The 25787-nt window shown below is 64.6% G+C and carries 21 protein-coding genes and 1 tRNA gene; 10 read left to right on the forward strand and 12 right to left on the reverse strand.

The genetic code is table 11. The annotated features are described in order from the left end of the window. Window positions 1-2 precede the first annotated feature (2 nt). The 4 genes from VR863_RS11415 to VR863_RS11430 all read right to left on the reverse strand — a co-directional run bounded on the left by VR863_RS11415 (window position 3) and on the right by VR863_RS11430 (window position 7301). Window positions 3-848 carry a hypothetical protein gene (locus VR863_RS11415; protein ID WP_324828590.1) on the reverse strand — a complete coding sequence of 282 codons (846 nt, stop codon included), beginning with the start codon at window positions 846-848 and terminating at the stop codon, window positions 3-5. Further along, a complete protein-coding gene (locus tag VR863_RS11420) occupies window positions 835-2964 on the reverse strand; it encodes an FAD-dependent oxidoreductase (protein ID WP_324828591.1) in 2130 nt (709 codons plus the stop codon). Before VR863_RS11420 ends, VR863_RS11415 begins: the two co-directional genes overlap by 14 nt. A 146-nt stretch (window positions 2965-3110) precedes the next feature. Beyond that, window positions 3111-4460 carry a patatin-like phospholipase family protein gene (locus tag VR863_RS11425; RefSeq protein ID WP_324828592.1) on the reverse strand — a complete coding sequence of 450 codons (1350 nt, stop codon included), beginning with the start codon at window positions 4458-4460 and terminating at the stop codon, window positions 3111-3113. A gap of 60 nt (window positions 4461-4520) precedes the next feature. Further along, on the reverse strand, window positions 4521-7301 hold the full coding sequence (locus VR863_RS11430; RefSeq protein ID WP_434784986.1) for a phosphoenolpyruvate carboxylase: 2781 nt from the start codon (window positions 7299-7301) through the stop codon (window positions 4521-4523). Window positions 7302-7483: 182 nt separating this feature from the next. On the opposite strand from VR863_RS11430, the gene VR863_RS11435 reads away from it, so the two are divergent. From VR863_RS11435 to VR863_RS11465, 7 genes are all read left to right on the forward strand, one after another. Continuing rightward, on the forward strand, window positions 7484-8356 hold the full coding sequence (locus VR863_RS11435; protein ID WP_324828593.1) for a phosphorylase family protein: 873 nt from the start codon (window positions 7484-7486) through the stop codon (window positions 8354-8356). Then, window positions 8353-9861 carry a glycerol-3-phosphate dehydrogenase gene (gene glpD, locus VR863_RS11440; RefSeq protein ID WP_324828594.1) on the forward strand — a complete coding sequence of 503 codons (1509 nt, stop codon included), beginning with the start codon at window positions 8353-8355 and terminating at the stop codon, window positions 9859-9861. The genes VR863_RS11435 and glpD overlap by 4 nt, the downstream gene beginning before the upstream one ends. Window positions 9862-9922: 61 nt before the next feature. Then, window positions 9923-13057 carry a bifunctional proline dehydrogenase/L-glutamate gamma-semialdehyde dehydrogenase PutA gene (gene putA, locus VR863_RS11445; protein WP_324828595.1) on the forward strand — a complete coding sequence of 1045 codons (3135 nt, stop codon included), beginning with the start codon at window positions 9923-9925 and terminating at the stop codon, window positions 13055-13057. 61 nt (window positions 13058-13118) lie between these two features. Next, complete coding sequence (gene dcd, locus VR863_RS11450; protein WP_324828596.1) at window positions 13119-13673, forward strand: dCTP deaminase; 555 nt, start codon at window positions 13119-13121, stop codon at window positions 13671-13673. Next, window positions 13670-14452 carry an acyl-CoA thioesterase gene (locus tag VR863_RS11455; RefSeq protein WP_324828597.1) on the forward strand — a complete coding sequence of 261 codons (783 nt, stop codon included), beginning with the start codon at window positions 13670-13672 and terminating at the stop codon, window positions 14450-14452. The genes dcd and VR863_RS11455 overlap by 4 nt, the downstream gene beginning before the upstream one ends. 55 nt (window positions 14453-14507) lie before the next feature. Further along, the gene (locus VR863_RS11460) at window positions 14508-15683 is read left to right on the forward strand and encodes a saccharopine dehydrogenase family protein (RefSeq protein WP_324828598.1); all 1176 of its coding nucleotides are present in this window, start codon (window positions 14508-14510) and stop codon (window positions 15681-15683) included. Window positions 15684-15735: 52 nt separating this feature from the next. After that, entirely contained in the window at window positions 15736-16188 is a 453-nt protein-coding gene (locus VR863_RS11465; protein WP_324828599.1) for a DoxX family protein, read from the forward strand. Window positions 16189-16224: 36 nt separating this feature from the next. Here VR863_RS11465 and VR863_RS11470 read toward each other — a convergent pair whose 3' ends face one another. Together VR863_RS11470 and VR863_RS11475 are read right to left on the reverse strand one after the other, a co-directional pair. After that, the gene (locus VR863_RS11470; RefSeq protein WP_324828600.1) at window positions 16225-18402 is read right to left on the reverse strand and encodes a TonB-dependent receptor; all 2178 of its coding nucleotides are present in this window, start codon (window positions 18400-18402) and stop codon (window positions 16225-16227) included. A 134-nt stretch (window positions 18403-18536) separates the two neighbouring features. Continuing rightward, a tRNA-Gly gene (locus VR863_RS11475) sits at window positions 18537-18611 on the reverse strand. A gap of 197 nt (window positions 18612-18808) precedes the next feature. On the opposite strand from VR863_RS11475, the gene VR863_RS11480 reads away from it, so the two are divergent. Both VR863_RS11480 and VR863_RS11485 read left to right on the forward strand, forming a co-directional pair. After that, window positions 18809-19726 carry a tetratricopeptide repeat protein gene (locus VR863_RS11480; RefSeq protein WP_324828601.1) on the forward strand — a complete coding sequence of 306 codons (918 nt, stop codon included), beginning with the start codon at window positions 18809-18811 and terminating at the stop codon, window positions 19724-19726. Window positions 19727-19733: 7 nt separating this feature from the next. Beyond that, window positions 19734-20345 carry an LON peptidase substrate-binding domain-containing protein gene (locus VR863_RS11485; RefSeq protein WP_324828602.1) on the forward strand — a complete coding sequence of 204 codons (612 nt, stop codon included), beginning with the start codon at window positions 19734-19736 and terminating at the stop codon, window positions 20343-20345. 4 nt (window positions 20346-20349) lie between these two features. On the opposite strand, the gene VR863_RS11490 is transcribed toward VR863_RS11485, so the two are convergent. The 6 genes from VR863_RS11490 to VR863_RS11515 all read right to left on the reverse strand — a co-directional run bounded on the left by VR863_RS11490 (window position 20350) and on the right by VR863_RS11515 (window position 24800). After that, window positions 20350-20973, reverse strand: coding sequence for a MarC family protein (locus VR863_RS11490; RefSeq protein WP_324828603.1), 624 nt, complete (start codon window positions 20971-20973; stop codon window positions 20350-20352). Beyond that, window positions 20973-21647 carry a Cif family virulence factor gene (locus VR863_RS11495; protein WP_324828604.1) on the reverse strand — a complete coding sequence of 225 codons (675 nt, stop codon included), beginning with the start codon at window positions 21645-21647 and terminating at the stop codon, window positions 20973-20975. The genes VR863_RS11490 and VR863_RS11495 overlap by 1 nt, the downstream gene beginning before the upstream one ends. Next, the gene (gene folD / locus VR863_RS11500) at window positions 21644-22537 is read right to left on the reverse strand and encodes a bifunctional methylenetetrahydrofolate dehydrogenase/methenyltetrahydrofolate cyclohydrolase FolD (RefSeq protein WP_434784987.1); all 894 of its coding nucleotides are present in this window, start codon (window positions 22535-22537) and stop codon (window positions 21644-21646) included. The genes VR863_RS11495 and folD overlap by 4 nt, the downstream gene beginning before the upstream one ends. Next, a complete protein-coding gene (locus tag VR863_RS11505; protein ID WP_324828605.1) occupies window positions 22537-22827 on the reverse strand; it encodes a YggT family protein in 291 nt (96 codons plus the stop codon). Before VR863_RS11505 ends, folD begins: the two co-directional genes overlap by 1 nt. A gap of 81 nt (window positions 22828-22908) precedes the next feature. Beyond that, window positions 22909-23814 (reverse strand): acetylglutamate kinase, encoded by a 906-nt coding sequence (gene argB, locus VR863_RS11510; protein WP_324828606.1) that lies wholly within the window; start codon window positions 23812-23814, stop codon window positions 22909-22911. 71 nt (window positions 23815-23885) lie between these two features. Next, on the reverse strand, window positions 23886-24800 hold the full coding sequence (locus tag VR863_RS11515) for a sulfotransferase domain-containing protein (RefSeq protein ID WP_324828607.1): 915 nt from the start codon (window positions 24798-24800) through the stop codon (window positions 23886-23888). Window positions 24801-24931: 131 nt separating this feature from the next. On the opposite strand from VR863_RS11515, the gene VR863_RS11520 reads away from it, so the two are divergent. Beyond that, a complete protein-coding gene (locus VR863_RS11520) occupies window positions 24932-25771 on the forward strand; it encodes an SDR family NAD(P)-dependent oxidoreductase (RefSeq protein ID WP_324828608.1) in 840 nt (279 codons plus the stop codon). Window positions 25772-25787 lie beyond the last annotated feature (16 nt).

Genomic DNA, 25787 nt, shown 5'->3' on the forward strand with positions numbered 1-25787 from the left:
GCCTACTTGATCACTTCGATCACGAGTATGCCGAGCGGGACATCCTGTTTGTGGGTGACCACCATCCCCGAATACACGCCCGGGTGCTGACCCGGCGGGATCGCGATCCGGGCGATCAGGCTGCCCCCGATATCGACCGTGAACGCCACATCCACGATAGCATCGCCCTTGTCCGTCGGGTGGCGCAGGGGGGTAACGGAAATCTCGTCCGGAGTGACGGGCAGACGCGGCTTGGCCAGGTGCGCGGGATGCGCGATGGCCTTGGCCTGGCTGTCGAATTCGACCGTGAGTTCCAGCCCGGTGCGTTCGGGCGGCGGCGCGGTCTGCGGTGTGCCGTACGATGATGGCGGGGCCGCTTGCGAAGCCGGCGAATAGCCGTACCCCGTCGGCTTCGTCGATGGGAACGGGGGAACCTTGCCCGGCTGGCCCGGTACGGGCGGCCGTCCCACCTTGGTGAATTGGCGCAGCAATTGCTCGCACACGTTGAGCGTCGTCTCGCTCAGTTCGCGGGCCAGCCTGATCATGCGCAGCCCCATGATCTGCACATCCACCGGCACATCGCGCATGTTGTAATTGCCTTCGCGCAATTGCTGCGCGGCGATCCGGGCCTGTGCAACGGTCTGGTTGAGCACATCGTCCGCGTTCTTGACCACGTTGGCGACCGCCTGGTCGATCGCCATTTCGTCAAGCGGCGGCGGTTGGTCGGCCGGTTCGGCGTATTGCGATGGCGGCCGATGCGCTTCTTCGATCCGCGCAGCGGTCCGGATCGGATCGGATCGGCCGGGAACCGGACGCTTCGCGTGGCCCGCGGCCTTCGGCCTGGAACCCGTGCTCTTAGGGGTGGTCATAGGCTGTGATATCCTCGAGCTTGGGCGAACCGCACAAGGCATGTGCGGCAAGAAGCCCCGACATGACGGCACCTTCAACACAACCCGAGTGGAAGCCACTATCGGTCCAGTCGCCGCAGATTGTCAAATTGTCATATGTCATGTCGAGCGGCGAAATGCGGTAACGGTAGCTGCCGGGTGTGTGGATCACATAACGATCGGACGGGTTGACGTTGGCCCGCCAGTACTGGGTGGCGAAGCGATCCTTCCCGACGGGCGCTGTATCAATCGATCCGTCATCGGGGGCTTTCAGGATTTCCCAGCGGAAATTCCCCTGTAAATCGAAGGCACCGGGCCACACTTCGCGGATCGGACCTTGCAGGAAATCTTCGGCGTTGCCGCGCACCTCTTCGGTGCGGCGCGCAGGATAATCGCCGTCCTCGTCACCGGGCGGCTCGGGCGGGTCGGGCAGCACGGCGCAAAAGTAGACGGATGTTGCCGGCCGGTCCTTCCAGCCTTCTTCGGGCACCACATGCGCCATGTCACACCAGGTATCGAACGGTTTCTCGAACGCCCCGGTAATATAGGCCGGACCGGGCCAGCCGAGCTTGGCGAGATCTTCGGTCATCCAGACCTGGAAGGCTTGCGATGCGACCGTCTTGACCTCCTCGCACATGGCCTTCCAGCGCGGATCGCGGGCCACGAATTCGGGCGCCACATGGGGCACCGCGCCCACGCCGACGCCGAGCGACACGAAGTCGAAATCCTCGCTCACCTCCAGCGTCACTTCGTCGGCCCGGCGGCGGTCCCAGTGGGATTCGGGATTCCAGCCTTCGCTCACCATCCGGTCCCCGTCGATCAGCTGGTCGGGATCGAAGGTCGAGGGCCAGCACGGACGTCCGGCGACCGGCACCAGCGGGTCGTAATCGCGCGCGTCCTTGGTTCTGGCCTGCACGTCGAACGTCAGGCTTTCCACGTGGTCGCCCGACTTCGCCATGCCCATGTTGGTGAGGCGATGAAAGAATTCGAATTTCACCCCGCGGGCGCGCATCGCGGTGTACAGCGGCGCGAACACGACATCGCCCATCCCGGCGCGCATCCGCCACATGAACGCGCCGCGGTATCCGAAAAAGGTTCGCAACGTCCCGCGCAAGCCCTGCCCGGCAGACAGGGACGGCCTGTTCAGATCCCCGTTCACGTAGCCCATCGAAAGATCGTAGAGCCCGCGCAGGAAAGGCGACTGGAGCGAGCGGATGGACGCCCCGTGCATATGCAGGAATTCGCGGCATTCGAAATCTTCGATCACATCGAGCCCGCGCGGATCGAACCAGACGTTGTGCCGCGTCATGCCCACCACGGTGGCCAGCGTGAGGTCGGCGACTTCCCAGAGAAACCGGTTGCTGCTGTCAGCCAGCCACTGGTCTTCGAGCCATTGCCGCATCGAGGCGCACACCCGTTCGAGGCTGGTCAGAAGGGTGCCCGCGTCGTCCGGCGTTGCAGACCGGCTGAGTGATGCGAGCAAGCCCAGCGCTTCGGCCAGTGCCGCCGTCGTGGCGAAGGAACCCAGCTTGACCAGCTTGGCGATCCGGCGCGCCAGCTGGTCCGGTTCGCCGGTCGATTCGGTCGCGGTCGCCACACCGTGACCGTTTACCGTGGTATCCAGTATCAACGCGCGAAAAAGGTCGAAGGCCTTGGCCATGTAATAAGGCAGCGTGAACACCTGGCCCTGCGGCAGGGGATCGCCGGGATAGCCCGGCCTTGGCGGCATGTGCGCGCGCCAGTTTGCGAAACCGCCCTGTTCGCTGGCGGAACACAGGGCGATATCGTTTTCGGGCGTCCAGGCATCCTGCCAATCGCCATAGAGATCGCCCATGCCGCCCGCGTCGAGTTCGGCATGGCATTCGCGCATCATGCGGAAACTGTTGTCGTAGAATCCCAGCCATATGTGGAGGCCGTGCTCCTCGATCCGGCCGCTGGGTCCCCGGCCGGACGCGCCCTTGCCGCCCAGTCGCCACCCTTCCTGGTAGACCGTTACCTCGTACTTGCCGCGATGCTCGGGTCGTGAAAGCTCCCAGGCGGTGGCCATCGAAGCGCACCCACCGCCGATGACGGCGACCCTGAGCGGCCTTTCGCTCACGCTCGGCCGGGCTCTCTATGCGTGCTGCGCAACAGGTACCTAAACGCTGATTTCACCGCTGATCCCCCCAAGCGGTGAATATCCGGCTGTCGCTTGCAAAGTCAATCGCGCTGCAAATGCCGCACTGCGCCGTGCGATCAGCCGTCTCAAGGCAATTCCTGAAGGGTGCTGAGCGCCCACCAGGGACCACCGCTGCGTGCCGCCTTGAACCGCCCGAGATCGCGGAGCCGCGCCATGAAGGCGGGCTTGAACATCTCGTCATCCTTGAAGTTCTCGCCCACGTCGCTGGGAAACGTGTCGTACTTGTCCGCCGTGGTCAGCACGATCTCGCCATACGGATTGCTCAGCCGCAGCGCCGCGATGGCGCCGATCTCGCTTTCGTTGACCAGCAGGTCGTACCCGCGCTGGCCGTTCGACAGCGGGCCCGCATTGCCGTTCAGGTCGGCATCGCGGTGGCGCACGGTCGGCCCGTTTCGCACCACGTAGATACGCGGCGCACGGCGGCGGTATTCCTCGGCGAAGGCCTCCTGGGAGACGCTCGCGCTCTTGGCCACGCCATGGCTGGCCATGTCGGCCCGCACTTCCTTGTCGACCAGCGACATCGCGCGATCGAAGAAAACCGACCGGCGTACCCCGCCGTCGTAAAGCGAGAGGGGTTTTCCATCGGACCCAGCCACCTGCAATTGCTGATGGAACACCGGCATGGCGGACGATGCCATCGTTGCCGCCACCAGCGCCTGGGTTGCCGCTTTCGCGCTGGCCGCCTTGTTCACCAGTTCGCGCAGGTCGGCGTAACGCAGCACCCCGCGTTCCGCTTCCACGAACCCTGCATACCCCGCGATACTGGAATTGCCGATCGCTTCGACCAGCCGGTAATCCCCGTCGGGCGCAAGCGCCTGCGTGACGCGCCTGCGCAGCGGCGCGGTCCCTGCCGCCGACCCGAAGAAAGGCACGAACGGGAGCCCCGAACGGTTCACCACCTCGCTCTCGCTGGTCGGGGAATACCCCCACACCAGCCGGTCGAGCGCAAAGCGCCGCATCGCCGGTGTCTGCTGCCCATCGAGCGCCACCATCAGCATCAATGCCTGCAGCGAACCGGTGGAAATGCCGGTGATGACCCCGATACCATCGAGCGCCAGTTCCCGTGCGCCGCTCTGCCTGCTCAGCGTGTCGAACAGGCCCGCACCGAACGCACCCCATTGCCCCCCGCCCGACAGGAGCAGGACATTGCAGTTCGCGCTCCCGTCCTGCTGGTGGCACAGGACCGCTTCCTTGATCGCACAGGCCAGCGGATCGTCGATGCGGCACATTTCGGGTTCCGCCGCATCGCGCTGGACATCGCGAATGATCGGGCCGGGATCGCCGTCCATCACATGGCTGTAGAAGCCATCGATATCGAACCGCAGCGCGCCGCGTTGAAACACCTTGAATGCAAGGAACCCCAACACAGCCAATATCACGAGGGTGGCAAGCACCCCCCACAGGAAATCGTTCAACTGTCGCTCCCCAAATCGACAATGAGGAACGACCCTGCGCCGTAATGGCCAGGAATTCAATCAGCCATGCGCGCCGAATTCATTGGCGATGGCCGTCGAAATCCGCAGGCACAGGGCGTAGGCATCGTCGATCGGATCGATGAATTGTTCGCGGATGGCGGCGTAGCCTTCACCGGCGCCGCGCGGATAATCGCCCGGTTCGTCCACCGCGAAATCCGTCTTGCGCGGGAAGCTGGTGGGATAGGCGCGGCGCAACTGGGCCAGCGCATCGTCAATCCTGAGCGAAAAGACCATTTCCAGCACGTCGTGGCGGCTGATGTCGTTGGCGCGGCTGAACGCAGGAACCGATACGGCTTTCAGGAAGATGTGCTGCAGCAGCGCAAGGCGAACCGCCTGGAGCACGCCGATGATCCGCCGCACGCCTTCGCGTTCGGGATGGGGATCGTTGTCCGGCACGAGATCGAACAGGCGGTGCAGTTTCAGCGCATCGACCCGCAGGCGCGACGCGAGACGGCGAAATACCCCGTTGCGGTCATCCGCGATCAGGTATTCCGCCAGCGCCTCGCACGCGGTCGCAAGGTGATCTTCCGTGCCGCGATAGGGGCGGCTGGCCCAATAGGCGGAATTGAACAGCTCGCCGAAGGCGGCAACCGTCTTGATGCTGGCCAGCGCGTTGGAGGCGCGCACCAGCCGCATGATCTGCTGGCCGCGCGGACTTTCGTTCAACAGCGCCGCAATGTCCTCGTAATTGCCCTCGGCTGCACTGCCGACACCGGCGATGATATTCACCGGATAGCCGAGTTGCTGGAGGATCGCGTTGTGCGGAATCGCGCGGATCTGGCGCAGCGACATGTCACGGTCCGCCGCAAGATCGGATTGACGGCGCGCCTTGCGGCTGCCGGTCTGGTTCAGCAGTCCGAGACCGAAAGCGGTTACCGCGCGGCTGTAGGTGCGGCTTTCCAGGTGATCGCGCTGGTGTTCCTTGATCGCCCGGTAGAAATCGAGACTGAGATCGGTGCGCCGATAGAACAGGTCGGTCGGCACGTCGGGATCGGTGTGCGCAGGGCTGTTTGCAACGATCTGGCTCAACGTGGCGAGGGCGAGTTCGGGCGTGGCGAAGAACAGATAGCCATCGCCCCCCTGGAAGCTGGCTTCGGGTTCCAGCCGCACGCCCGCGCGCACGAACCGCCGCTGCGCCCATGCCGACAGCGGCCATTCGAGCCGGTCCCTGAAGCTGGAAGGGTGGGCGCCGCGGCCCATTCCTTCGCCATGCGTGTCGAAAATCAGCGCCGCGACATCGGTCAATCCGTTGGCCGCCATCGCTTCGGCCAGCCGGCCCTGCAGCCGTTCGATCGCGAGGCTGGCCGGGATCTGCCCCACGAACCGCCCGGCATCGGAAAATCCGGTCTGGATGGCCACCCGTCCGCGCAACCTGGCGTAGGCGCGGTAATCGTCTTCGGCCAGGAGCTGGTCGAGAAAGCGGCCGCCATGCTCCAGCGCGGTTTCGGTTTCGAACAGCGGCGACACGTCGACCTTGCTTTCGATCCCGAACAGCCGGGCGAAATAGAGCGCGGACAGCACGGTTGCAGGCTGTTCGCATTCGGCCACCAGCATGCGGATCGGCGCATCGGCATCGATGTGCTTGAGAATCTGCGTCATGACCAGGAACTGGCGCACCGCGGTCGAGCTTTCGACCGCGAGGCTGGCAAAATTGGCCGTGACCGGATCGACCTTGGCCAGCAATTCGCGCAGCGCCGCAATCGCCCCCCGGCTACCCAGATCGATGTCCTGCGCATCGCCCAGGCGTTGGCGGATGGCGTTGTGCAACTGCTTGGCGTTCACGCGGAAGTGGATCCAGCCCATCCCCAGCCCGTCGGCCCGCATCGCAGCGCAAAGCGTACGCAAGGCCACCGCCTTTGTCGGATCGGCGGAGCGCGCATCGTCTTCCAGCCGGGCGATAATCGGCGCGAGGCTGAGCAGCTTGTCGTCACCGCCCGCAGTCAGCCGGTTCGCGGCAGCCGAAAGGGCCGCCGGATCGGTCAGGTCTCCGGAAAATTCATCCGCGCTGGCCGCGGTGCGCGCGTGGGAAGCGCGCAAGGTCGCCAGCAGCGGGTGGGCGCTGTCGATCGCTGCCAGCGAAGCCGCGTAGCGGTCCAGGCGCTGGGCCTTTTCCGCAAGCCGAAAGGCAATCGATGTATACCACTTGATATCGGTTCGGCCGTCCATGTCGTATCCGACCCAACTGGCAAACCGGAACGGCATGGGGGCAATGTCCTGCCACCGGTCGGGCCAGGCGGATTGGGCATTGCCGAGGGCCTGGGCCACGATCGTATCGCGCGCGTCCTGTGCGTTGGCGATGGCCGCCATGGCGCGGCCATGTTCGTACCGCAGCGTGATTTCGGGCCGTTCGCCGGTCCCGCCGGGCGCGATTGCCGCGCCGGTGGTTACCGATGCGGCGACCGCGGCGGATTGGTCGGGTGACAGCAGGAAGGTGGGATGGGCGGTGAACACCGCATGCAGGTGGGGCTGTTCCCAGAATGTCCTGAACGCCGCGAAGTCGCCTGTGGCGCCCGCCAGCTTGTCAATCCGGTTGCCGGTGGTTTCCGGTTCGACCAGATAGCGCAGCCTGTCGGCCCGCGCCTCGAGCGATTTTGCCTCCAGCTCCTCGACCAGCGATGCAAGGTCCGCGATCGATGTCTCGCCGTTCTCCAACTGGCGCGACAGATCCAGCGACATCTGGAACACCGGATTGAACAGCGGGGTCTCCGCAGTCTGCTTGTGCAGGGTGCGGAGACGATCGCTCAATGCGGCAAGCGTGGTCTGGAGCGGCATTTCGGCCATTGGGAATTTCCTCGTTTTCCTGGACCGGTGTTCGGCGGGAATACGCCCGCCGTGTCAAGGCGAGCCACCGGCAGGGGTGCATGAATACGGATGCGGTGGCAGGGGTGGCAAGGGGGCTGGACACGGCCATCGCAAGGCTCCACCCATGCGGCCGACGCCACACGCAACGCAGGAACCAACACATGAGCGACTGGACCATCGGGATTATCGGCGGATCGGGCCTCTATGAAATGGATGCGCTGGAAGATGCGCAGTGGATCCGGATCAATTCGCCCTGGGGCGAAGCATCCGACGAAATCCTGTGCGGCACGATCGGCCATGTGCGCGTGCGGTTCCTTCCCCGGCACGGGCGCGGCCACCGGGTTGCCCCGTCGACCATCAACGCGCGCGCCAATATCGATGCGTTGAAACGATCGGGCTGCACCGACCTTCTGGCGATCAGCGCGGTCGGATCGCTGTCCGAAGATCTGCCGCCGGGCCGTTTCGTCACGGTCGACCAGTTCATCGACAACACGAAGGGCCGCCCTTCGTCCTTTTTCGGGGACGGGTTTGTGGCGCATGTGAGCATGGCCGAACCGGTCTGCCAGCGCCTGTCGAAATACGCCGTGAAGGCGGTTGCCAAGGCGGGCGGGCAGTGCAGCGAAGGCGCGACCTATCTGGCGATGGAGGGGCCGCAATTCTCCAGCCGCGCGGAAAGCAAGCTGTACCGGCATTGGGGTGCCGAAGTGATCGGCATGACGGGAATGCCCGAAGCCAAGCTCGCCCGCGAGGCCGAGCTGCCCTACGCGCTGCTCGCGATGGTGACCGACTGGGACAGCTGGCGCGACAACGAAGCCAGCGTCGATGTGGCCGAAGTGATCGAACAGATGAACAAGAATTCCGCCGTGGCCCGCAAGACGGTCGAGGCGTTCTGCAAGGGCCTCCCGAAGAAACGCAACCCCTCGCCCATCGATCACGCGCTGACCGATGCGGTGATTACCGCCCCGGACAAGCATGACCGGGGCCTGCTCACGAAACTCGATGCGGTTGCCGGTCGGTTGCTGCGTCAGGGATGACGCCGATTTACGATCTTCTTGTCGTTGGCGGCGGGATAAACGGCGCCGGCATTGCCCGCGATGCCGCGGGTCGCGGGATGAAGGTACTGCTGGTCGAAAAGGACGACCTGGCATCGCACACCTCGTCGGCCAGCACCAAGCTGGTTCATGGCGGCCTGCGGTATCTCGAACACTACGAATTTCGCCTGGTCTCGGAATCGCTGCGCGAACGCGAAGTGCTGCTGCGGAACGCGCCGCATATCATCTGGCCGCTGCGCTTCGTGATGCCCCACGAACCCAGCATGCGGCCCAAGTGGATGCTGCGCGCGGGCCTTGCGCTTTACGACCGGATCGGCGGAAGGATGAGCCTGCCGAAAAGCCATGCGGTTGACCTTCGGCAGGCACCGCATCGCGGCGTCTTGCAGGATCGCCTGACATCGGGGTTCGAATATTCCGACTGCTGGGTCGAGGATTCGCGGCTCGTGGTGGTGACCGCCATGGATGCAGAGGCGCGCGGGGCCACGGTTCTCACGCGCTCCGAATGTGTCGCGCTCGGGCGCACGGCTGACCATTGGAACGCAACGCTGCGTGACAGTTCGGGCGAACGCGTCGTTACCGCGCGCGCCGTCATCAACGCGGCCGGACCGTTTGTGGACACCGTGGCGAAGCGGGCGCTGGGGCAGGGAACGCCGGCGCACCTGCGGTTGGTCAAGGGCAGCCACATCATCGTGTCGCGGCGGTTCCCCGGCGAACACGCCTACATCTTCCAGCAGCCCGATGGCCGGATCGTTTTCGCCATCCCGTACGAACGCGATTTCACCCTGATCGGCACCACCGACATGCTGTACGAAGGCAACCTCGATACGGTGGAGATTTCCGAGGAGGAGACCGCCTATCTGTGCGAAGCCGCCTCCCGGTATTTCGTCAGCGCCGTAACGCGGGAAGAGATAGTGTCGACCTATTCGGGTGTTCGCCCCCTGTACGAAGACAACGCGGCCAGCAATTCGACGGTGACCCGCGATTACGTGTTCGAACTGGAAACCGACGGCGGCGCGCCGATCCTGTCTGTCTATGGCGGCAAGATCACCACATACCGCAAGCTGTCAGAACACGCGCTCGAAAAGCTGGGCAAGGTGATGACGATCGAAGGGCAACCGTGGACCGCCCACGCCCCCCTGCCCGGCGGCGAAATAGGCGATGCCAGTTTTGCCGCCTTCCTGTGGGGGTCGAGCGAGCATTACGAATGGGTCCCGCCCGAAATGCTGTTCCGGCTCGGGCGGGCGTACGGCACACGGCTGGCGGAAATCCTGGATGGCGCGGAAAACCTGGCCGATCTTGGCGAGCATTTCGGCGGCGATCTCTACGAAGCGGAACTGCGGTATCTGGCGCAGCGCGAATACGCCCGCACCGGCGACGATGTGCTGTGGCGGCGCAGCAAGCTGGGCCTTCACCTGCCCGCCGCGGCGATCGATCGGGTCGGCGAATGGATGGCCGATAACGCTACGGCTGCCGCCGACTTCGCTTGATTGCGCATGCCTGCGGGTCCAAGGGGCCGCGCATCGCATATCCATCGAAGAATTGAGCCGCATGACCACCCAAACCCCCGCTTCCAAGCCCATCTCCCGTCAGGACGTGCGGATCGCCTATCGCGCCGAGGAAAACGCCTGCGCGGCACAGCGCATGGCGCAGGCTTCGCGCGCATCCCAGCTGCATGGCGAAGCGGCCGGGCTGGCGGCAAAGCTGATCGAAGGGGCGCGGGCGCGCAAGGCCAGCGGGCTTGACGCGTTCCTCCAGCAATACGGCCTCGCGACCGAAGAAGGCATCGCCCTGATGTGCCTTGCCGAAGCGCTCCTGCGGGTGCCCGATGCGGCCACCGCCGATGCGCTGATCCGCGACAAGATCGGCGATATCGACTGGGGCGAACACGTCGGGGAAAGCTCGTCCACCTTCGTCAACGCGGCAACGTTTTCGCTGATGCTGACGGGCGAGGTGCTGGAGCGCCCCGAAGAAGCGCAAAGGGGCCTCGGCAAGACGCTGAAGCGCACCGTCAACCGCCTTGGCGAACCGGTCATCCGCAAGGCGACCTTGCAGGCGATGAAGATCCTGGGCGGACAATTCGTGTTCGGCCGCACCATTGCCGAAGCGCTCAAGCGCGCCGCGCCCGAACGCGCCCGCGGCCTGACCCACAGCTTCGACATGCTGGGCGAAGGTGCGATGACCTATGACGATGCCGAACGGTATCGCCAGTCGTACGAACGCGCCATCGAACGCCTTGCCACCGAAGCGACCGGCAAGGTCGAAACCTCGCCGGGCATTTCGGTGAAGCTGTCCGCGCTCCACCCAAAGTATCATTTCCTCCACGCGGCGAAGGCCGCTGCCGACCTTGTGCCGATCATCCGCGATCTGGCCGGCAAGGCCCGCGACGCGAATATCCATTTCACGATCGACGCCGAAGAAGCCGAACGCCTGGAACTATCGATGGACATCATCGAGGCGCTCGCCGCGGACGACGATCTGTTCACCCGCCCCGACGGGTCGCAGTGGACCGGTTTCGGCCTGGCGGTCCAGGCCTATCAGAAGCGCGGCGTACCCATGTGCGAATGGGTTGCCCGGCTTGCCCGCAAGCATGACCGCCGGTTCTTCGTTCGCCTTGTGAAGGGCGCCTATTGGGACACAGAAATCAAGCTGAGCCAGGTTGGCGGATACGATGATTTTCCGGTCTTCACCCGCAAGCTGGGTACCGACGTGTCCTACCTCGCCTGCGCGGAGAAGATGCTGGAGGCGGACGATGCGATCTACCCCGCATTTGCGACGCACAACGCCTACACGGTGGGCGCGATCAAGGCGCTTGCCGGGGCCAAGCCGTTCGAATTCCAGCGCCTGCACGGCATGGGCGAAGACGTCTATGACGCGCTGGCGCAGGCGGAAGGTAACGCCCGTACCAATGTGCGCATTTACGCTCCGGTAGGAACGCACAAGGATCTGCTCGCCTATCTCGTGCGGCGCCTGCTTGAAAACGGGGCCAATTCCAGCTTCGTCAACCGGATGGCCGATGCCGATGTGCCGGTCAGCGAACTGGTGACCGATCCGGTAACCGATCTTGCTGCCATCGAACCCTATCGCAACCCGGCCATTGCGCTGCCGGGCGATATCTTTCCCAACCGCATCAATTCGGCGGGCGTCGATCTGGCCGACCCGCTGGTGCGCGAACCGCTTGTCGAGCGGCTTGCTGCCCTCGAAAGCGTCCGCTGGCATGCGGAGCCGACATTCGTGTCCGGCGCGGAGGGCGAAACCGCACCAATCACCAAGCCGCACGACCTTACCCAGGCCGTCGGCACGCGGCGCGATGCGTTGCCGTTCGAGGTCGAGGAGGCGATCGGCCGCGCGGATGAAATCCAGCCGGGATGGGATGCGCTCGGCGGTGAAAAGCGTGCGCTCCTGCTCGAATCGGCGGCCGATATGTTCGAAGAGCATACCGACGATTTCCTGAGCCTGTGCCAGCGCGAAGCGGGCAAGACACTGGTCGACGCGGTGCTCGAACTGCGCGAAGCGGTCGATTTCCTGCGCTACTATGCGGGCGAGGCGCGGCGCCTGTTTGCAGCGCCGGTCATGCTTCCCGGACCGACGGGCGAAGAAAACCGCCTGTCGCTGGCCGGGCGCGGCGTCTTCGCCACGATCAGTCCGTGGAACTTCCCGCTCGCCATTTTCATCGGTCCAGCCGCAGCCGCTCTGGCCGCGGGCAACACGGTCGTGGCCAAGCCCGCCGAACAGACCCCGCTGATCGCCGCTCTGGCGGTGAAGCTGTGCCACGCTGCCGGAATTCCCGAAGCCGTGTTCCAGCTCCTGCCCGGCGCGGGCGATGTGGGTGAAATGATCACGTCGGACCCCCGCATTGCCGGGGTCGCCTTTACCGGATCGACGCAGACCGCCCAGGCCATCAACCGCAGCCTTGCCGCGCGCGAAGGCCCCATTGCCACCTTCATCGCCGAAACCGGCGGCCAGAACGCGATGATCGTGGATTCGACCGCCCTGCCCGAACAGGTCACGCGCGACGTGGTCGGTTCCGCGTTCCAGAGCGCGGGGCAACGGTGCTCGGCGCTGCGCGTGCTGTATGTGCAGGACGATGTGGCGGACGATATGTTCGCCATGATCCGCGGCGCGTTCGAGGCGTTGGCCATCGGCGATCCCGAAGATCTCACCACCGATGTCGGCCCGGTGATCGACCCCGACGCGCAGGCCGCGCTCGAACGTCATGTCGCGCGGCGGGCGCAAAGCGGGCGCGAAATCTGGCGGCTGGATGTTCCCGAAACGCTGTCCGACGGCTGCTACGTCGCCCCGACGATCATCGAGATGGATTCCATCCTCGATCTCAAGCGCGAAAACTTCGGACCCGTGCTGCATGTCGTGCGCTTCAAGGCCGAGGATCTGGGGCAGGTGGTGCGTGACATCAACGCCACCGGTTTCGGCCTCACCCTGGGTTTGCATTCGCGGCTGGAGGAAACGCGCAAATTCGTCGAGCGGCACGCCCGCGTCGGCAACTTCTACGTGAACCGCAACCAGATCGGCGCGGTGGTGGAAAGCCAGCCCTTTGGCGGCGAAGGCCTGTCCGGCACCGGCCCCAAGGCAGGCGGGCCGCACTATGTCGCGCGCTTCGCGACCGAGCGCGTGGTGTGCATCGACACCACGGCGGCGGGCGGCAACGCCACACTGCTGGCGAGCTAGATCGGCGGATAAGGGCGGCGCGGGGCTTGTCGGCTCCGCGTTGCTGGGGAATCGTCGGCCCATGGCGATTCTTTCCGACAAGTGGATCCGCGCGCAGGCGCAAGGCGAAGGCATGATCGAGCCCTTCGTCGAGGCGCAGCGACGCGAAGGCGTGATCAGTTACGGGCTGTCGAGCTATGGCTATGACGCGCGCGTTGCCGACGAATTCAAGATCTTCACCAATGTCGATTCGGCGGTCGTCGATCCCAAGGATTTTGCCGCCAACAGCTTCGTCGATCGCAAGACCGACGTGTGCGTGATCCCGCCCAACAGTTTTGCCCTGGCGCGGACCGTGGAATATTTCCGCGTGCCCGAAGACGTGCTGGTGATCTGCCTCGGCAAAAGCACCTATGCGCGGTGCGGCATCATCGTGAACGTGACCCCGCTGGAACCGGGCTGGGAAGGCCACGTCACGCTGGAATTTTCGAACACCACGCCGCTTCCGGCCAAGATCTACGCCAACGAAGGCGCCTGCCAGTTCCTGTTCCTCAAGGGGAACGAGCGGTGCGAGACGAGTTACAAGGATCGCGCCGGCAAATACATGGGCCAGCGCGGCGTGACCCTGCCCCGGTTATGACCGTATCGCGGTTCCCGTTCTGGCGCATCGTGCCGGCAGAGCGGCCCGGCGAAGTCATCCTGCCGGTCATGCCGCCGGCCACCACCGGGCCGGAAGGCGCACCGCACGTCATGGGCGGGGTAGCGCTGGCCGCGATCATCGATGCGATGCAGCTCGACAGCGAATTGCCGGTTCTGTGGGCACAGGCCCAGTTCCTCAGCCCGACGCAGCACGCCACGGAACTTGTCATCGCGTGCGAACAATGCGGCGGCGGGCAGGCCGTGGCGCAATACGCGGCCACCGTTTCGTCGAATGGCCGCCCCACCCATCGCGCAAGCGCGGCGCTTGGCTATCGCGAGCCTTGCGAACAGACCGTGTTCGCACAGATGCCCGATGTACCGGGACCGGACGAAAGCACGCCGGTCGAAGTGAACTGGTCCGCCCCCGGCAGCCTGCCCGACCAGATCGATTACCGCATCGCGCAGGAGGACAACGCCGCCGGCCTGCAAGCCGTGTGGACCCGTTCGGCGGCCGGTTTCGCCATCGATGCATGCTGGCTGGCGATCATCTCCGATTATTTCCTTGGCGCGCATCCGGCGTCGCGCGGCGGATCGAGCCTCGATGCCATGTTCCGTTTCGTCCAGGGCGCAGAACCCGGATGGGTTCTGTCCGTAACACAGCTCGCCGCGTTCGATCGCGGCGTGGTGCATGGTTCGGCCCGGCATTTCTCCCAGGACGGACGCCTGCTGGCAATCTCCAGCCAGACGGGCGTTCTGCCCCGCATACCACGCACACTGTAACGTCTTTGACTCTCCCGGCGCGGGCGCGCATTCATGGGCGCAAAGGAGAGACATCATGGCAGACACCCAGTTCGATATCGTCGTCTATGGGGCAACCGGTTACACCGGGCGGCTCGTGGCAGAACACTTCGTGCGCGAATACGGCAGCCGCGACGACGGGCCGAAATGGGCGATGGCGGGCCGCAGCATGGACAAGCTGGAAGCCGTGCGAGACGAAATCGGTGCGCCGAAATCGACGCCGCTGATCGTGGCGGACGCCGACGACCCGGCCAGCCTGGAAGCCATGTGCAAAAGCACCAAGGTCGTTCTCACCACGGTCGGCCCGTACCAGCTTTACGGCGATGCGCTGGTCGCCGCCTGTGTGAAAACCGGGACCGATTATGCCGATCTGTGCGGCGAACCGGCATGGATGCGCGAACAGATCGACGCACACCATGAAGCGGCAAAGGCCAGCGGCGCGCGGATCTGCCTGTCGTCCGGCTTCGATTCGATCCCGTTCGATCTCGGCGTGCTGATGCTGCAAAAGGAAGCGGTCGCGCGGCACGGATCGCCTGCCCCGCGGGTCAAGGGACGTGTCCGGGCAATGCAGGGCACCTTTTCCGGAGGCACCGCCGCCAGCCTGACGGCCACGATGAAGGCCGCCGCCAGAAACCCCGGCATCATCAAGGTCCTGAACGACCCGTTCGGCCTGACGCCCGGCTTCAAGGGGCCGGACCAGCCGTCGGGCCTGATCCCGCGCTACGAAGACAAGCTGGGCAAATGGGCGGCACCGTTCATCATGGCCACGATCAACACCAAGAACGTCCACCGCACCAATTTCCTGCGCGGCCACCCTTACGGCGAGGACTTCCGTTACGATGAAATGATGCTCACCAGCCCGGGTGAAGCGGGCAAGGCGGCGGCCAACGCGGTCACCGAAATGCTCAAGAACCCGTTCGGCGCGAAACCGCCCAAGCCCGGCGAAGGGCCGAGCGCGGAAGAACGCGAAAACGGTTTCTACGATGTCCTGTTCGTCGGTGAATGGCCCGACGGCGCAACGATCCATTACGGCGTGAAGGGGCGCTACGATCCCGGATACGGCTCGACCAGCCGGATGCTTGCCGAAACCGGCATGGCCTTGCTCGAATCCAAGGCCGAAGGCGGTGTCGGCACGCCCGGCTCGTTCCTCGGGGAAGACCTCGTCGAACGCCTGCGCGATCACGCCGAATTGACGTTTGCGGTCGAAGATTGAGGAACCGGCTGCGGCATCACGCGCTGTAACGGGGATAAAGGGGAGAATTACCATGGCTACTATCGCCGCCATTCTCGGGCGCATTCTGATCGGGGCGCTGTTCGTCTTTGCCGGCTTCGGCAAGGTGATCGATCCCGTGTCGACCGCTTCCTACATGGAGGCGGAATCCCCGTTTCCGGGCAGTCTCGCGATGGCCGTGGGCATTTTCGAGATCGTCGCGGGTCTGGTGCTGGCCAGCGGCTTCATGACCCGCATTGCCAGCGCCCTGCTGATCGGTTTCACAGCCGTTGCGACCTTGTTCTTCCACGAACAGGTCACCAACGAGGTTCAGGCGGCCATGGCGCTGAAAAACCTCGCGATTATCGGCGGCTTGATGATGGTCTTCGCCTATGGGCAGGTCCGCGGCCAGATCGGCATGTGGCGCGAACGTGACCGGGCACACGACGCCGAGGTGCGCGCGGCGCGCGCCGAGGGCCGGGCCGAAACGGCTCCTTCCGCGGATTGAGCATTCAGGCCGCCGATTGAATTTTCAGGCCGCCGATCAAAAGCTCAGGCGCATGCTGGCGGTGAAGTTGCGTCCCGCCAGCGGCACGAAATCCTTGGTGAAGCTGGCGTGGCGGCGACCCGTGGTGTCGAAGATGTTGTCGGCCTTCAGCACTAGGCTCACCCCGTCGTTCCCCCGCAAGGGATGCCAGGTGACCGATGCGTTGACCATGGTGAACCCGTCGGTCGCGGTTTCGAAGGCGGCCGTGCGGTTCTGGTCGGCAAACCATTCGACTTCGCCACGCACATCGAACCGCGCGGTCGACGCTTCAAGGGCGCCCATCAGGCCCAGCGGCGGAATGAGCGGCACGTTGCTGCCGTCCTTCAGCTTTGCCCGAACGTATTCCCCGCGCAGATCCGCAGTCAGCCTGACGTCGCCGGTATCCAGAAAGGCGTAGCGCACCTCGCCTTCGATGCCGGTGTAGGTGGCATCCTGCTGGAGATAGGCAAAGACCGGCAGGTCATCTTCTTCCAGCCCGGTTTCGGACAGGTAGATGTACTCGTCGAACCAGTTCTTGAACGCCGAGACGTTGAATTCCAGATCGCCAACCTGGCCGCGGGCAAAAAGTTCGACACCCCATGCGCGTTCGATCGACAGGTCGGGATCGCCGACCTCGAAAGCCTGGGTTGCCACGTGCGGTCCGTTTGAGAACATTTCTTCCGCGCTCGGCGCACGGCCCACGCGCGACAGGTTGATACCCGCACGCAACGCATTGGGGCCATCGTACGCCAGTCCCAGCGCCCCGGAGACGGTGCCGAAGCTGCGCGTCAGACCGAGCGGCCTGGAATCGACGTCGGTCGCTTCATACCGCAGCGCCCCTTCCAGCTGGACCGGCCCGTCGCCGTATTCCTGCAAGGCAAAAACGGCCAATTGTTCGGTCCGGTTGGGCGCGACATAGGCTTCCGCCCCGACAGCGTCGAAATCGCGCGCAGTGTACTGCACACCCGTCGCGCCGCGCCAGACGCCGCGTGCCTGCTGGACCAGTTCGGCACGGGCTTCGATGCCGCCCACGTCGAAGACGGTGCCCACTTCGGCGCCTTCGAATTCGGTGTGGGTGTAATCGGAATATCCGGCCCGCAGGCGCAGGCGTTCGAAGAACCCCTCCCCCAGATCGACCTCGGCCCGGAAATCGGCGCGGTATTGGCGCAGGCCAATGCTGACGGGCACTTCGCCCTCTTCCTCGGCGCCTGCGTCCTCGCCTTCGCCGTGATGCCCCCCCGCTCCGGGTCGGCCTGGGATGCCATAGGATGTGTCGTACACACCGACCGAGAAGCCCATGGTCGAATCGCCGCGGAAGAAGGCAAGCCCCGCGTTGGCGGTCCAGGTTTCGGTCGCGGTGTTGGGCACGGTTCCGCGCAGCAGGGCCGCTTCGCGCAGCTCCGCCGCCTCGTCGCCATTGCCTTCGGCGTCTTCTTCGTCGGCTTGTTCGAGCAATTCGGCACGAAGGGTCGGCGCCACGGCGTAACCGGGAATGGCGAGGTCGCCCGTTTCGCGCCACGATCCGTCGGCATGCGCCACGAACCCGCCGCCAAGCGGGAAATCGACCGAAGCCCCTGCTTCGCGCAGATCGCTCGCGGTGTCCGCGCTGATCATCGCATCGATGTGCACCGGTTCGTCCGGGATGCGGCGCGGGATACGCTTGTCGATGATGTTGACCGCGCCGCCGATCGCCTGGCTGCCATAAAGCAGGACCGCAGGGCCGCGCAGGACCTCGATCCGTTCAGCGGTTAACGGATCGATCGAAACGGCGTGATCGGCCGATGTGTTCGATGCGTCGATAGCGCCGATCCCGTCGACGAGCACCTTGACCCGCTCACCGGAAAACCCCCGCAGGATAGGCCGCGACGCGCCGGGCGCGAAACCCGATGCCGAAACGCCGGGAATGCTGACCAGCATTTCCCCGACTTGCCCCGCCATGTTGCGCTGCAGTTCCCCGCCTTCGATGACATCGGTGCCTGCAAGGAGGTCGAACTGGCGCAGGCCCGCAGCCGTGACGATGATTTCGCCCTGGTAGTCGATGCGGCGGTCGTGGAGATCGTCGTTCGCGCGGTCTTGGGCTTCGGATTTTGCCGGATCAGGCTCGGCTACGGCGTCTTGCGCGTGCGCGGGCGCGGCAACAGCAAGGACAGCTGTGGTCAGCAGAAGGGCGGTGCGGGGATATGCATGATACAACATTACGCCCCTAATAGGGCGTGAAACTGGCCACACAAGAGACAGCTGCCAACTTTGGACGAATGATGCCTGCAAAGCGACGAATGGCTTCGCGCGCGCCATCGGCGCACGAAGCGTTGTCGATCGGTCTGGAAAAATGGAGCGGGCGAGGCGATTCGAACGCCCGACCCCAACCTTGGCAAGGTTGTGCTCTACCCCTGAGCTACGCCCGCTCACTGACGCTCTGCCGGATCAGGCGATCCGGTGGGGAGGCGCGCAACTAGCAGCGGCTCTTGAGTCCCGCAAGCCCAAAAAACGCTTCTTTTGCGCTGCCCTTGCCGCATGCCGGTTGCTCCTTCACATTCACGCAAAAGCGCCCACATGGGAGGCTATCGAATTCCGTATTGAAAGGTGATTGGCAGTGGCGAGCATGGGTTTGAGTATCGACGAACAAAAGGCGGTGGACCGTTTCCGCCAGGATATCGTCGAACCATCGATGACAAAGCTCGTCATCATCGATTTCCACGCCGAATGGTGCGGGCCGTGCAAGGCGCTCGCCCCGGTCCTGGAAAAGGTCGCCGGTGAATACGCGGACAAGGGCGTCGAACTGCGCAAGGTCGATGTCGACAAGGAACAGTTTATCGCCGCCCAGTTCCAGGTGCAGTCAATCCCCACGGTGTATGCCATGTTCCAGGGCCAGCCGGTGGCCGACCTGACCAGCGCACGCACCGAATCGCAGCTCAAGCAGGCCCTCGACCAGATCCTGTCCCAGATCCCTCTCCCCGCAGAAGGCCAGGAAGGCGCGCAGCAGCAACCGGACATCGGCCAGTTCGTCTCCATGGGCGAACAGATGCTGGCCGAGGGCGACGCCGAGCGCGCCGTTGGCGTATTCGGGCAGGTCGTGCAGATGGCCCCGGGCGAAGCCGCCGCGCACGCCGGTCTGGTTCGCGCGCTTGTGCTGGCGGGCATGGTGGAAGAAGCCGGTGCCGCGCTGGCAGCCGCCGAAGCCAACCCCGACATCGCCGGCGATCCGCAGATCGCACAGGCCCGAAGCGCGCTGGAGCTGGCCGGAAACAGGGTGGACGATGGCGAGCTGGCTGGCCTGCGCGACAAGGCCGCTGCCAATCCGGCTGATATGGATGCACGCTACGCCTATGCCGAAGCCGCTTTTGCCGCCGGCAACCGCGATGCCGCCGCCGATGAACTGCTGGCGATGTTCGAAGCGGACCGTGAATGGAACGATGGCGCGGTCAAGGCCAAGCTGTTGCAGATTTTCGAAGCGGTCGGACTGGAAGATCCGTGGGTGGTTTCCACCCGCAGGCGCCTGTCCCGGTTGCTGTTCGGATAAGCGGCACATGAGTTTACGCCTTTCGATCTTTCCCCTGCCGGGGGCGATCCTGTTTCCCGGCCTGCAACTGCCGCTGCATGTGTTCGAACCGCGCTATCGCGAACTGGTCGGCAGCGCCCTGGCGAAAGACCGGCTGATCGGCATGATCCAGCCGCAGACGTCGCGCGACGGAGCGCCGCTGTACGACGTCGGCTGTGTTGGCCGGATCGCTGATGTCGAGGCGTTGGAAGACGGGCGCTACAACATCGTGCTCGACGGGCAATCGCGGTTTCGCGTCCTGTCGGAACTCGATGTGAAAACCCCGTTCAGGCAGGTTGAGGCCGAACTGATCGAAGACGCGGAAAACCAGGTGCTTTCCAGCGTGGAGCGAGCCGGGTTCGAATTCGAGGCGCGCCGTTTTGCCGATTTGCAGGGCTATTCGGTGGACTGGAATTCGGTCGAAAGGCTCGACGATGAAACGCTGATCAACGGCGTGGCCCAGATCGTGCCGTTCGACGCGGCATCGAAGCAGGCTTTGCTGGAAGCGCCGGACCTTGCGCGTCGGTGCGAACTGATGATCCAGCTGATGCAGTTCTTCGCCTTGCGCGATGACGGCGACGAAATCGTCACGCTGCAATAAGGCGTCAGATCCCGAAGCTGTTTTTCAGCCCGTCGATTACATATTGCGCGGCCAGCGCGGCCAGCAGCACACCCAGCAGACGCGTGATGACCGCTTCGACACGGTCGCCGAACAGCTTCATCAACGGCCCTGCCGCGATCAGCGCCAGCATCGTCAACAGCAGCACCGCCGCCAGGGCGCCAAGCACCACGAACGTCTGTTCGATCCCCTTGGCCGAACTGGTCAGCAGCATGATCGATGCGATCGCACCGGGCCCAGCCAGCATTGGCATTGCCATCGGAAAGACAGAAACGTCCTCGACCTCGGGGGTCGCCGCGACCTTTTCGGCGCGTTCTTCGCGCCGCTGGGTACGTTTCTCGAACACCATTTCGAAGGCGATCCAGAACAGCATCAGCCCGCCCGCAATGCGGAAACTGTCGAGTTCGATATGCAACGCGCCGAGCAGGTCTTCCCCGAACAGGGCAAAGATCAGCAGGATCACGGCCGCGATCATGGTTGCGCGGATCGCCATGTTTCGGCGCTGCGCCTGCGTGGCGCCCTTGGTCAGGCCGGCATAGATCGGCGCACAGCCGGGCGGGTCGATCACCACGAACAGCGTGATGAAGGCGGAGATGAAAAGCTGGGTCATCATGACGTCGGTGCGGAAACACGCGACAGCAGGACTTTGCTCATCGCTCCGCCCTTGAGGAGGCGAACCGAAAGGCTGCGCGATCCGTCCGCGTTCACCGTCCAGCTGTAATCGAGCGTGCGATCCACCGATGCGCCGTTACCGGACCCTTGTGGCCCTGCCTGCGGCTGGCCTGCGGGCCGTTCACCGGCACAATCGGCGATCTGCGTCCTGATGAAGTCCGGTTCGACCAGCGGCTGTGTCAGAACGTCGCCCTGATCCAGCACCCATTCGTATTTGCCGCTGCGCTGGCGTTGCCAGATCGTGGTGAAATATCCCGTCGTCCCGTCCGGCCGTTGCCAGGCACCCTTCGTTACCGCCAGCGAACCGTCACAGCTCGACCAGAGTTCATGCGGCTGCCAACGCACCGCTTCGGGCGGATTGGATTGCTGCTTGAGCCAGTCATGCGCGTTGACCGGTTGGGGCACGAACATCACCGCATCCTCGGTCGCGTATTCGCGGAATGCGGTCCACTGCCCATCTTCCTGTGCCGCGCGCGCAAAGGCCAGCTCGGTGGCGACGACCTCGCTCGGATTGGCGGTGGGGGTCAGCAGGCGGGCGTAGCGGTCGCGTCCGTTGGGTCCGGCCGTGCAGGCGGATAGCGCAAGCATCAGGACAGCTGCCAGCAGCCTCACAGCGCGCCTTCCGGCAGATCGATACCTTCGGCGCGGTGCGCGGCAACAAGCGTGTTGCGCAGCAGGACCGCGATAGTCATCGGCCCGACACCGCCGGGCACCGGGGTTACGGCCCCGGCCACGTCCTGCGCGCCGGCGTAATCGACATCGCCGACCAGACGGCCTTTTTCCTCGCCTTCGGCAGGCGGAAGGCGGTTAATGCCGACGTCGATCACGGTCGCGCCGGGCTTGAGCCAGTCGGCCTTGACCATTTCGGCGCGGCCGACGGCGGCAACCACGATGTCTGCACGGCGCACTACAGCGGGCAGATCCTTCGTCCGGCTGTGCGCGATAGTGACGGTTGCGTTGGCATCGAGCAGCAACTGGGCCATCGGCTTGCCGACAATGTTCGAGCGGCCGATGACGACAGCCTCCAGACCGGACAGATCGCCCAGCCGGTCGGTGAGCAGCATCATGCAGCCCAGCGGCGTGCAGGGCACGAACCCGCTTTGCCCAACGGCGAGGCGTCCCGCGTTGGTGACGTGAAACCCGTCGACATCCTTGTCCGGACTGATCGCGGCGATGACCGCCTGTTCGTCCAGGTGGGCGGGAAGAGGGAGCTGGACCAGAATTCCGTCCACCGCCCGATCCGCGTTCAGCTTTTCGATCAGCGCCAGCAGGTCGGCCGCGGCGGTATCGGCCGGAAGCCGGTATTCGAAGCTTTCCATGTTGGCCGCCACGGTCGCCTTGTGCTTGCTGCGCACATAGACCTGGCTGGCGGGATCTTCGCCCACCAGCACCACGGCCAGCCCCGCCTTGCGACCGGCGGCCCGGGCAAACTTCGCCGCCTGTTCGCCGACCCGATCGCGCAGTTTTGCAGCGAAGGCCTTGCCGTCGATAATGTCCGTCATCAGCCGAAAGCCACCGTGCCGAGCACGATCAGCAGGATGTTGAGGCCGATGATCAGGACGATGGGGGAAAAATCGATCGCGCCGGTGTTGGGCAACACGTTGCGGATTGGCCGCAGGACGGGTTCGAACAGGCGGTTGATCGCATCGTAGAACGCGGTGAGAAACTCGTTCGAGCGACCCACGACATTGAAGGCGAACAACAGCCCGATGATGAACTGGATGATGATCAGCATGATGACCACCGAAGTGATCATGTCGATGATCTGGTAGAGTGCCACGAGGCCTGTCATTTCAGTCGCGTTCCCGTCGTTTGTGCCTGCTGCGTGTCCTACAAGAGCGATACGCTGCGCGCTACCCTCAAAGGCGTGTGCCTAGCCGGCGCTGACCAGCGTGCCCGCGCCGCGGGCGGTGAAGAATTCGAGCAGCATTGCGTGTGGCACGCGCCCGTCGAGGACGACCGCCGCTTCGCACCCAGCCTCGACCGCACTGACGCAGGTTTCCAGCTTGGGGATCATCCCGCCGCTGATCGTTCCATCGGCGCGCAAGGCGGCAATGTCCTTCGGGCTCAGATCGGTGAGCAATTTGCCATGCTTGTCGAGCACGCCGGTAACATCGGTCAGCAGCAACAGCCGCGCCGCGCCGAGCGCTGCTGCAAGGGCGCCTGCCATCGTGTCGGCGTTGATGTTGTAGGTGTGCCCATCCTCGCCCACGCCGATCGGCGCGACCACCGGGATCATGCCGGCGGCTGTCGCGGTCTCGAGAATGGTGGTGTCGACCTTGGAGGGTTCACCGACGAAACCCAGATCCAGCACCCGTTCGATATTGCTGTCCGGGTCCTTGATCGTGCGATTCAGCTTGGTCGCCGTGACCAGCCCGCCATCCTTGCCCGAAATGCCGATGGCCTTGCCGCCTGCCCGGGCGATCGATCCGACGATCGCCTTGTTGATCGCGCCGGAAAGGACCATTTCGGCCACATCGGCGGTTTCCTTGTCGGTGACGCGCAGGCCGTCGACGAATTTCGTCTCCACCCCCAGCTTTTCCAGCATCGCGCCAATTTGCGGGCCGCCGCCGTGCACCACCACGGGATTGATCCCGACCGCCTTCAGCAGCACCACGTCTTCGGCGAATTCGCGCGCGGCGCGTTCATCGCCCATGGCGTTGCCGCCGTATTTCACCACGAAGCTGCGCCCGGCATAACGCTGGAAATACGGCAGCGCCTCGATCAGCGTTTCCGCCTTGGCGTGGATGTCGGGGCCAATTGTGCTGTCACTCGCCATGGCGGGAACGGTCTCCGGGTTAACTTGCGCGCCGCCCTAGCCCGATTGCCCCTGCCTGCATAGCGCCAGCCTTACCCTGCCAGAGCGTCGATTTCAGCAGCGAGGCTGGCGAAATCGACGTGCCCGGTGATCGGTGTGACCCGTTCGGCCCACATGGCGTCGATCTGCGCGGCGATCGCGGGCGGAACCTGCCTGGCGTCGCTGCCTTCGGCCTGGACCTTCGTGGAATCGCTGTCGGCGGGAATGCCGAGCTTTTCTTCCATGGCCGCACACACCATCGCATCGTCGAAGCGGTCCTTGTGGGCATGCATGAATTCCCGCGTGGTGTGCGCCTCGACCAGGGCGACAAGATCGTCGCTCGGTTCGATGCCGATGAAACGCGCCAGCCGCCGGATCATGGCGGTCTTGTTCGTTGCTGCCCATCGGTAGGTGGCAAGCAGCGTGTCCGGTTCGTTGCGGCGCGCGTACCAGCTCAGCAGATGGGTGAAATAATCGGTCCCGCCTGGCCCGCCCATCATCCAGATCGGGAAGAATTCCTCGAGGGTGAAGGCACCGCTCTCGATGTGCCAGCCATCGAAGAAGCGGTGGAAGGACACATAGGTTTCCCTCGGATCGCGCAGAGTGACGACATACCGTGCGTCCGCTGGAAGGCGCTCGTATTCCCGATGGGATTTGAAGCCGCGCGGTTCGGCTCGCTGCGGCGTGGTCATGTCGAAATCCAGCATCAACGCCGTGTCTTCCCACGGGGTCATCCGGCTGATGTCGTCGAAATCCATATCGCCTGCGCCCGTGGCATGCCCCATGCGCAACTGGTGGAACATCTGCTGCATCATGGTAGTGCCGCTTTTGCCCCAGCTGGTGATGAAGACATCGCCGGGCCGGGGTTCGTGCGTACGAAAGTTGGCTTTCTCGCCCTCGTGCAACGCCGCCATGTTGGCGCCCATTTCTTCCATGGTGCGCGCGCGGCGCCCAACTCCACCGGTCATGGTCGATCCCCTATCCAACGCGCCCCGCACGATTATTGCATGACCCGGCGGGCAAAGTCACGGCCATTGCCCTTGCCTCGGGTCAGGTCCATGTTCCGCGATGGGGCGCTTGTGCGAAAGAGGATGGTGAGATGCAGCAACTCGAAGGCAAGGTGGCGTTCGTAACGGGCGCCGGATCGGGGATTGGCCTGGGCATTGCGCAGGCGCTGGCGGCAGCCGGGGTCAAGGTCATGCTGTGCGATATCGAGCAGGCCGCGCTCGACGCCGCGGTTGCCGGACTTGCCGCCACCAACGCCGACGTGGCGGGCATTCGCGCCGACGTCAGCCTGAAAGACGAACTCAAGGCCGCAGCCGACGAAACAGTCGCACGGTTCGGCAAGGTCCACATCCTCGTCAACAACGCCGGGGTCGGCGGCGGCGGCGATTACGGCGAATGGACCGATTCGAGCTGGGACTGGACCATCGGGGTCAACCTGATGAGCGTCGTGTGGGGGGTCGAGATCTTCGGCCCGCTGATCGAAGGCCACGGCGAAGGCGGGCAGATCGTCTCGACCGCCTCGATCGCCGGATTGGTGGCTGCGGTGAACCCGTCCTACAACGTCACCAAATACGGTGTCGTCGCGTTGAGCGAAGGGCTGCGCCCGACTCTGGCCGCGCGCGGGATCGGTGTTTCGGTGCTGTGCCCCGGCTTCATCCGCACGCAGATCATGGATTCGCGGCGCAACCTCCCATCCCGCTTCGGTGACATCGAGGAAATGAACGAAGGCGCGAACGAGATCGTCGAAACCGCGCGTGAGGCCATCGCCCACGGGATCGACCCGCGTTACGTCGGCGAACTGGTGCGCGAAGGGATCGAAGGCGACTGGCCGTACATCCTCACCGATACCGAATTCGAACCGATCGTCACCGAACGTTTCGCCAACATCACCGCAGGCTTCGACCGCATCCGAGACCGCGTGCCGCAACGCTGACGCGCCCGGCACGAGG

It is taken from the genome of Qipengyuania zhejiangensis (assembly GCF_035607565.1).
Taxonomy (GTDB): domain Bacteria; phylum Pseudomonadota; class Alphaproteobacteria; order Sphingomonadales; family Sphingomonadaceae; genus Qipengyuania; species Qipengyuania zhejiangensis.

Coding starts and splice junctions, on each gene's coding strand:
- VR863_RS11415 (WP_324828590.1), bottom strand. CDS start 848: ATGACCACCCCTAAGAGCACGGGTTCCAGGCCGAAGGCCGCGGGCCAC.
- VR863_RS11430 (WP_434784986.1), bottom strand. CDS start 7,301: ATGGCCGAAATGCCGCTCCAGACCACGCTTGCCGCATTGAGCGATCGT.
- VR863_RS11435 (WP_324828593.1), top strand. CDS start 7,484: ATGAGCGACTGGACCATCGGGATTATCGGCGGATCGGGCCTCTATGAA.
- glpD (WP_324828594.1), top strand. CDS start 8,353: ATGACGCCGATTTACGATCTTCTTGTCGTTGGCGGCGGGATAAACGGC.
- putA (WP_324828595.1), top strand. CDS start 9,923: ATGACCACCCAAACCCCCGCTTCCAAGCCCATCTCCCGTCAGGACGTG.
- dcd (WP_324828596.1), top strand. CDS start 13,119: ATGGCGATTCTTTCCGACAAGTGGATCCGCGCGCAGGCGCAAGGCGAA.
- VR863_RS11455 (WP_324828597.1), top strand. CDS start 13,670: ATGACCGTATCGCGGTTCCCGTTCTGGCGCATCGTGCCGGCAGAGCGG.
- VR863_RS11460 (WP_324828598.1), top strand. CDS start 14,508: ATGGCAGACACCCAGTTCGATATCGTCGTCTATGGGGCAACCGGTTAC.
- VR863_RS11465 (WP_324828599.1), top strand. CDS start 15,736: ATGGCTACTATCGCCGCCATTCTCGGGCGCATTCTGATCGGGGCGCTG.
- VR863_RS11470 (WP_324828600.1), bottom strand. CDS start 18,402: ATGTTGTATCATGCATATCCCCGCACCGCCCTTCTGCTGACCACAGCT.
- VR863_RS11480 (WP_324828601.1), top strand. CDS start 18,809: ATGGGTTTGAGTATCGACGAACAAAAGGCGGTGGACCGTTTCCGCCAG.
- VR863_RS11485 (WP_324828602.1), top strand. CDS start 19,734: ATGAGTTTACGCCTTTCGATCTTTCCCCTGCCGGGGGCGATCCTGTTT.
- VR863_RS11490 (WP_324828603.1), bottom strand. CDS start 20,973: ATGACCCAGCTTTTCATCTCCGCCTTCATCACGCTGTTCGTGGTGATC.
- folD (WP_434784987.1), bottom strand. CDS start 22,537: ATGACGGACATTATCGACGGCAAGGCCTTCGCTGCAAAACTGCGCGAT.
- VR863_RS11505 (WP_324828605.1), bottom strand. CDS start 22,827: ATGACAGGCCTCGTGGCACTCTACCAGATCATCGACATGATCACTTCG.
- argB (WP_324828606.1), bottom strand. CDS start 23,814: ATGGCGAGTGACAGCACAATTGGCCCCGACATCCACGCCAAGGCGGAA.
- VR863_RS11515 (WP_324828607.1), bottom strand. CDS start 24,800: ATGACCGGTGGAGTTGGGCGCCGCGCGCGCACCATGGAAGAAATGGGC.
- VR863_RS11520 (WP_324828608.1), top strand. CDS start 24,932: ATGCAGCAACTCGAAGGCAAGGTGGCGTTCGTAACGGGCGCCGGATCG.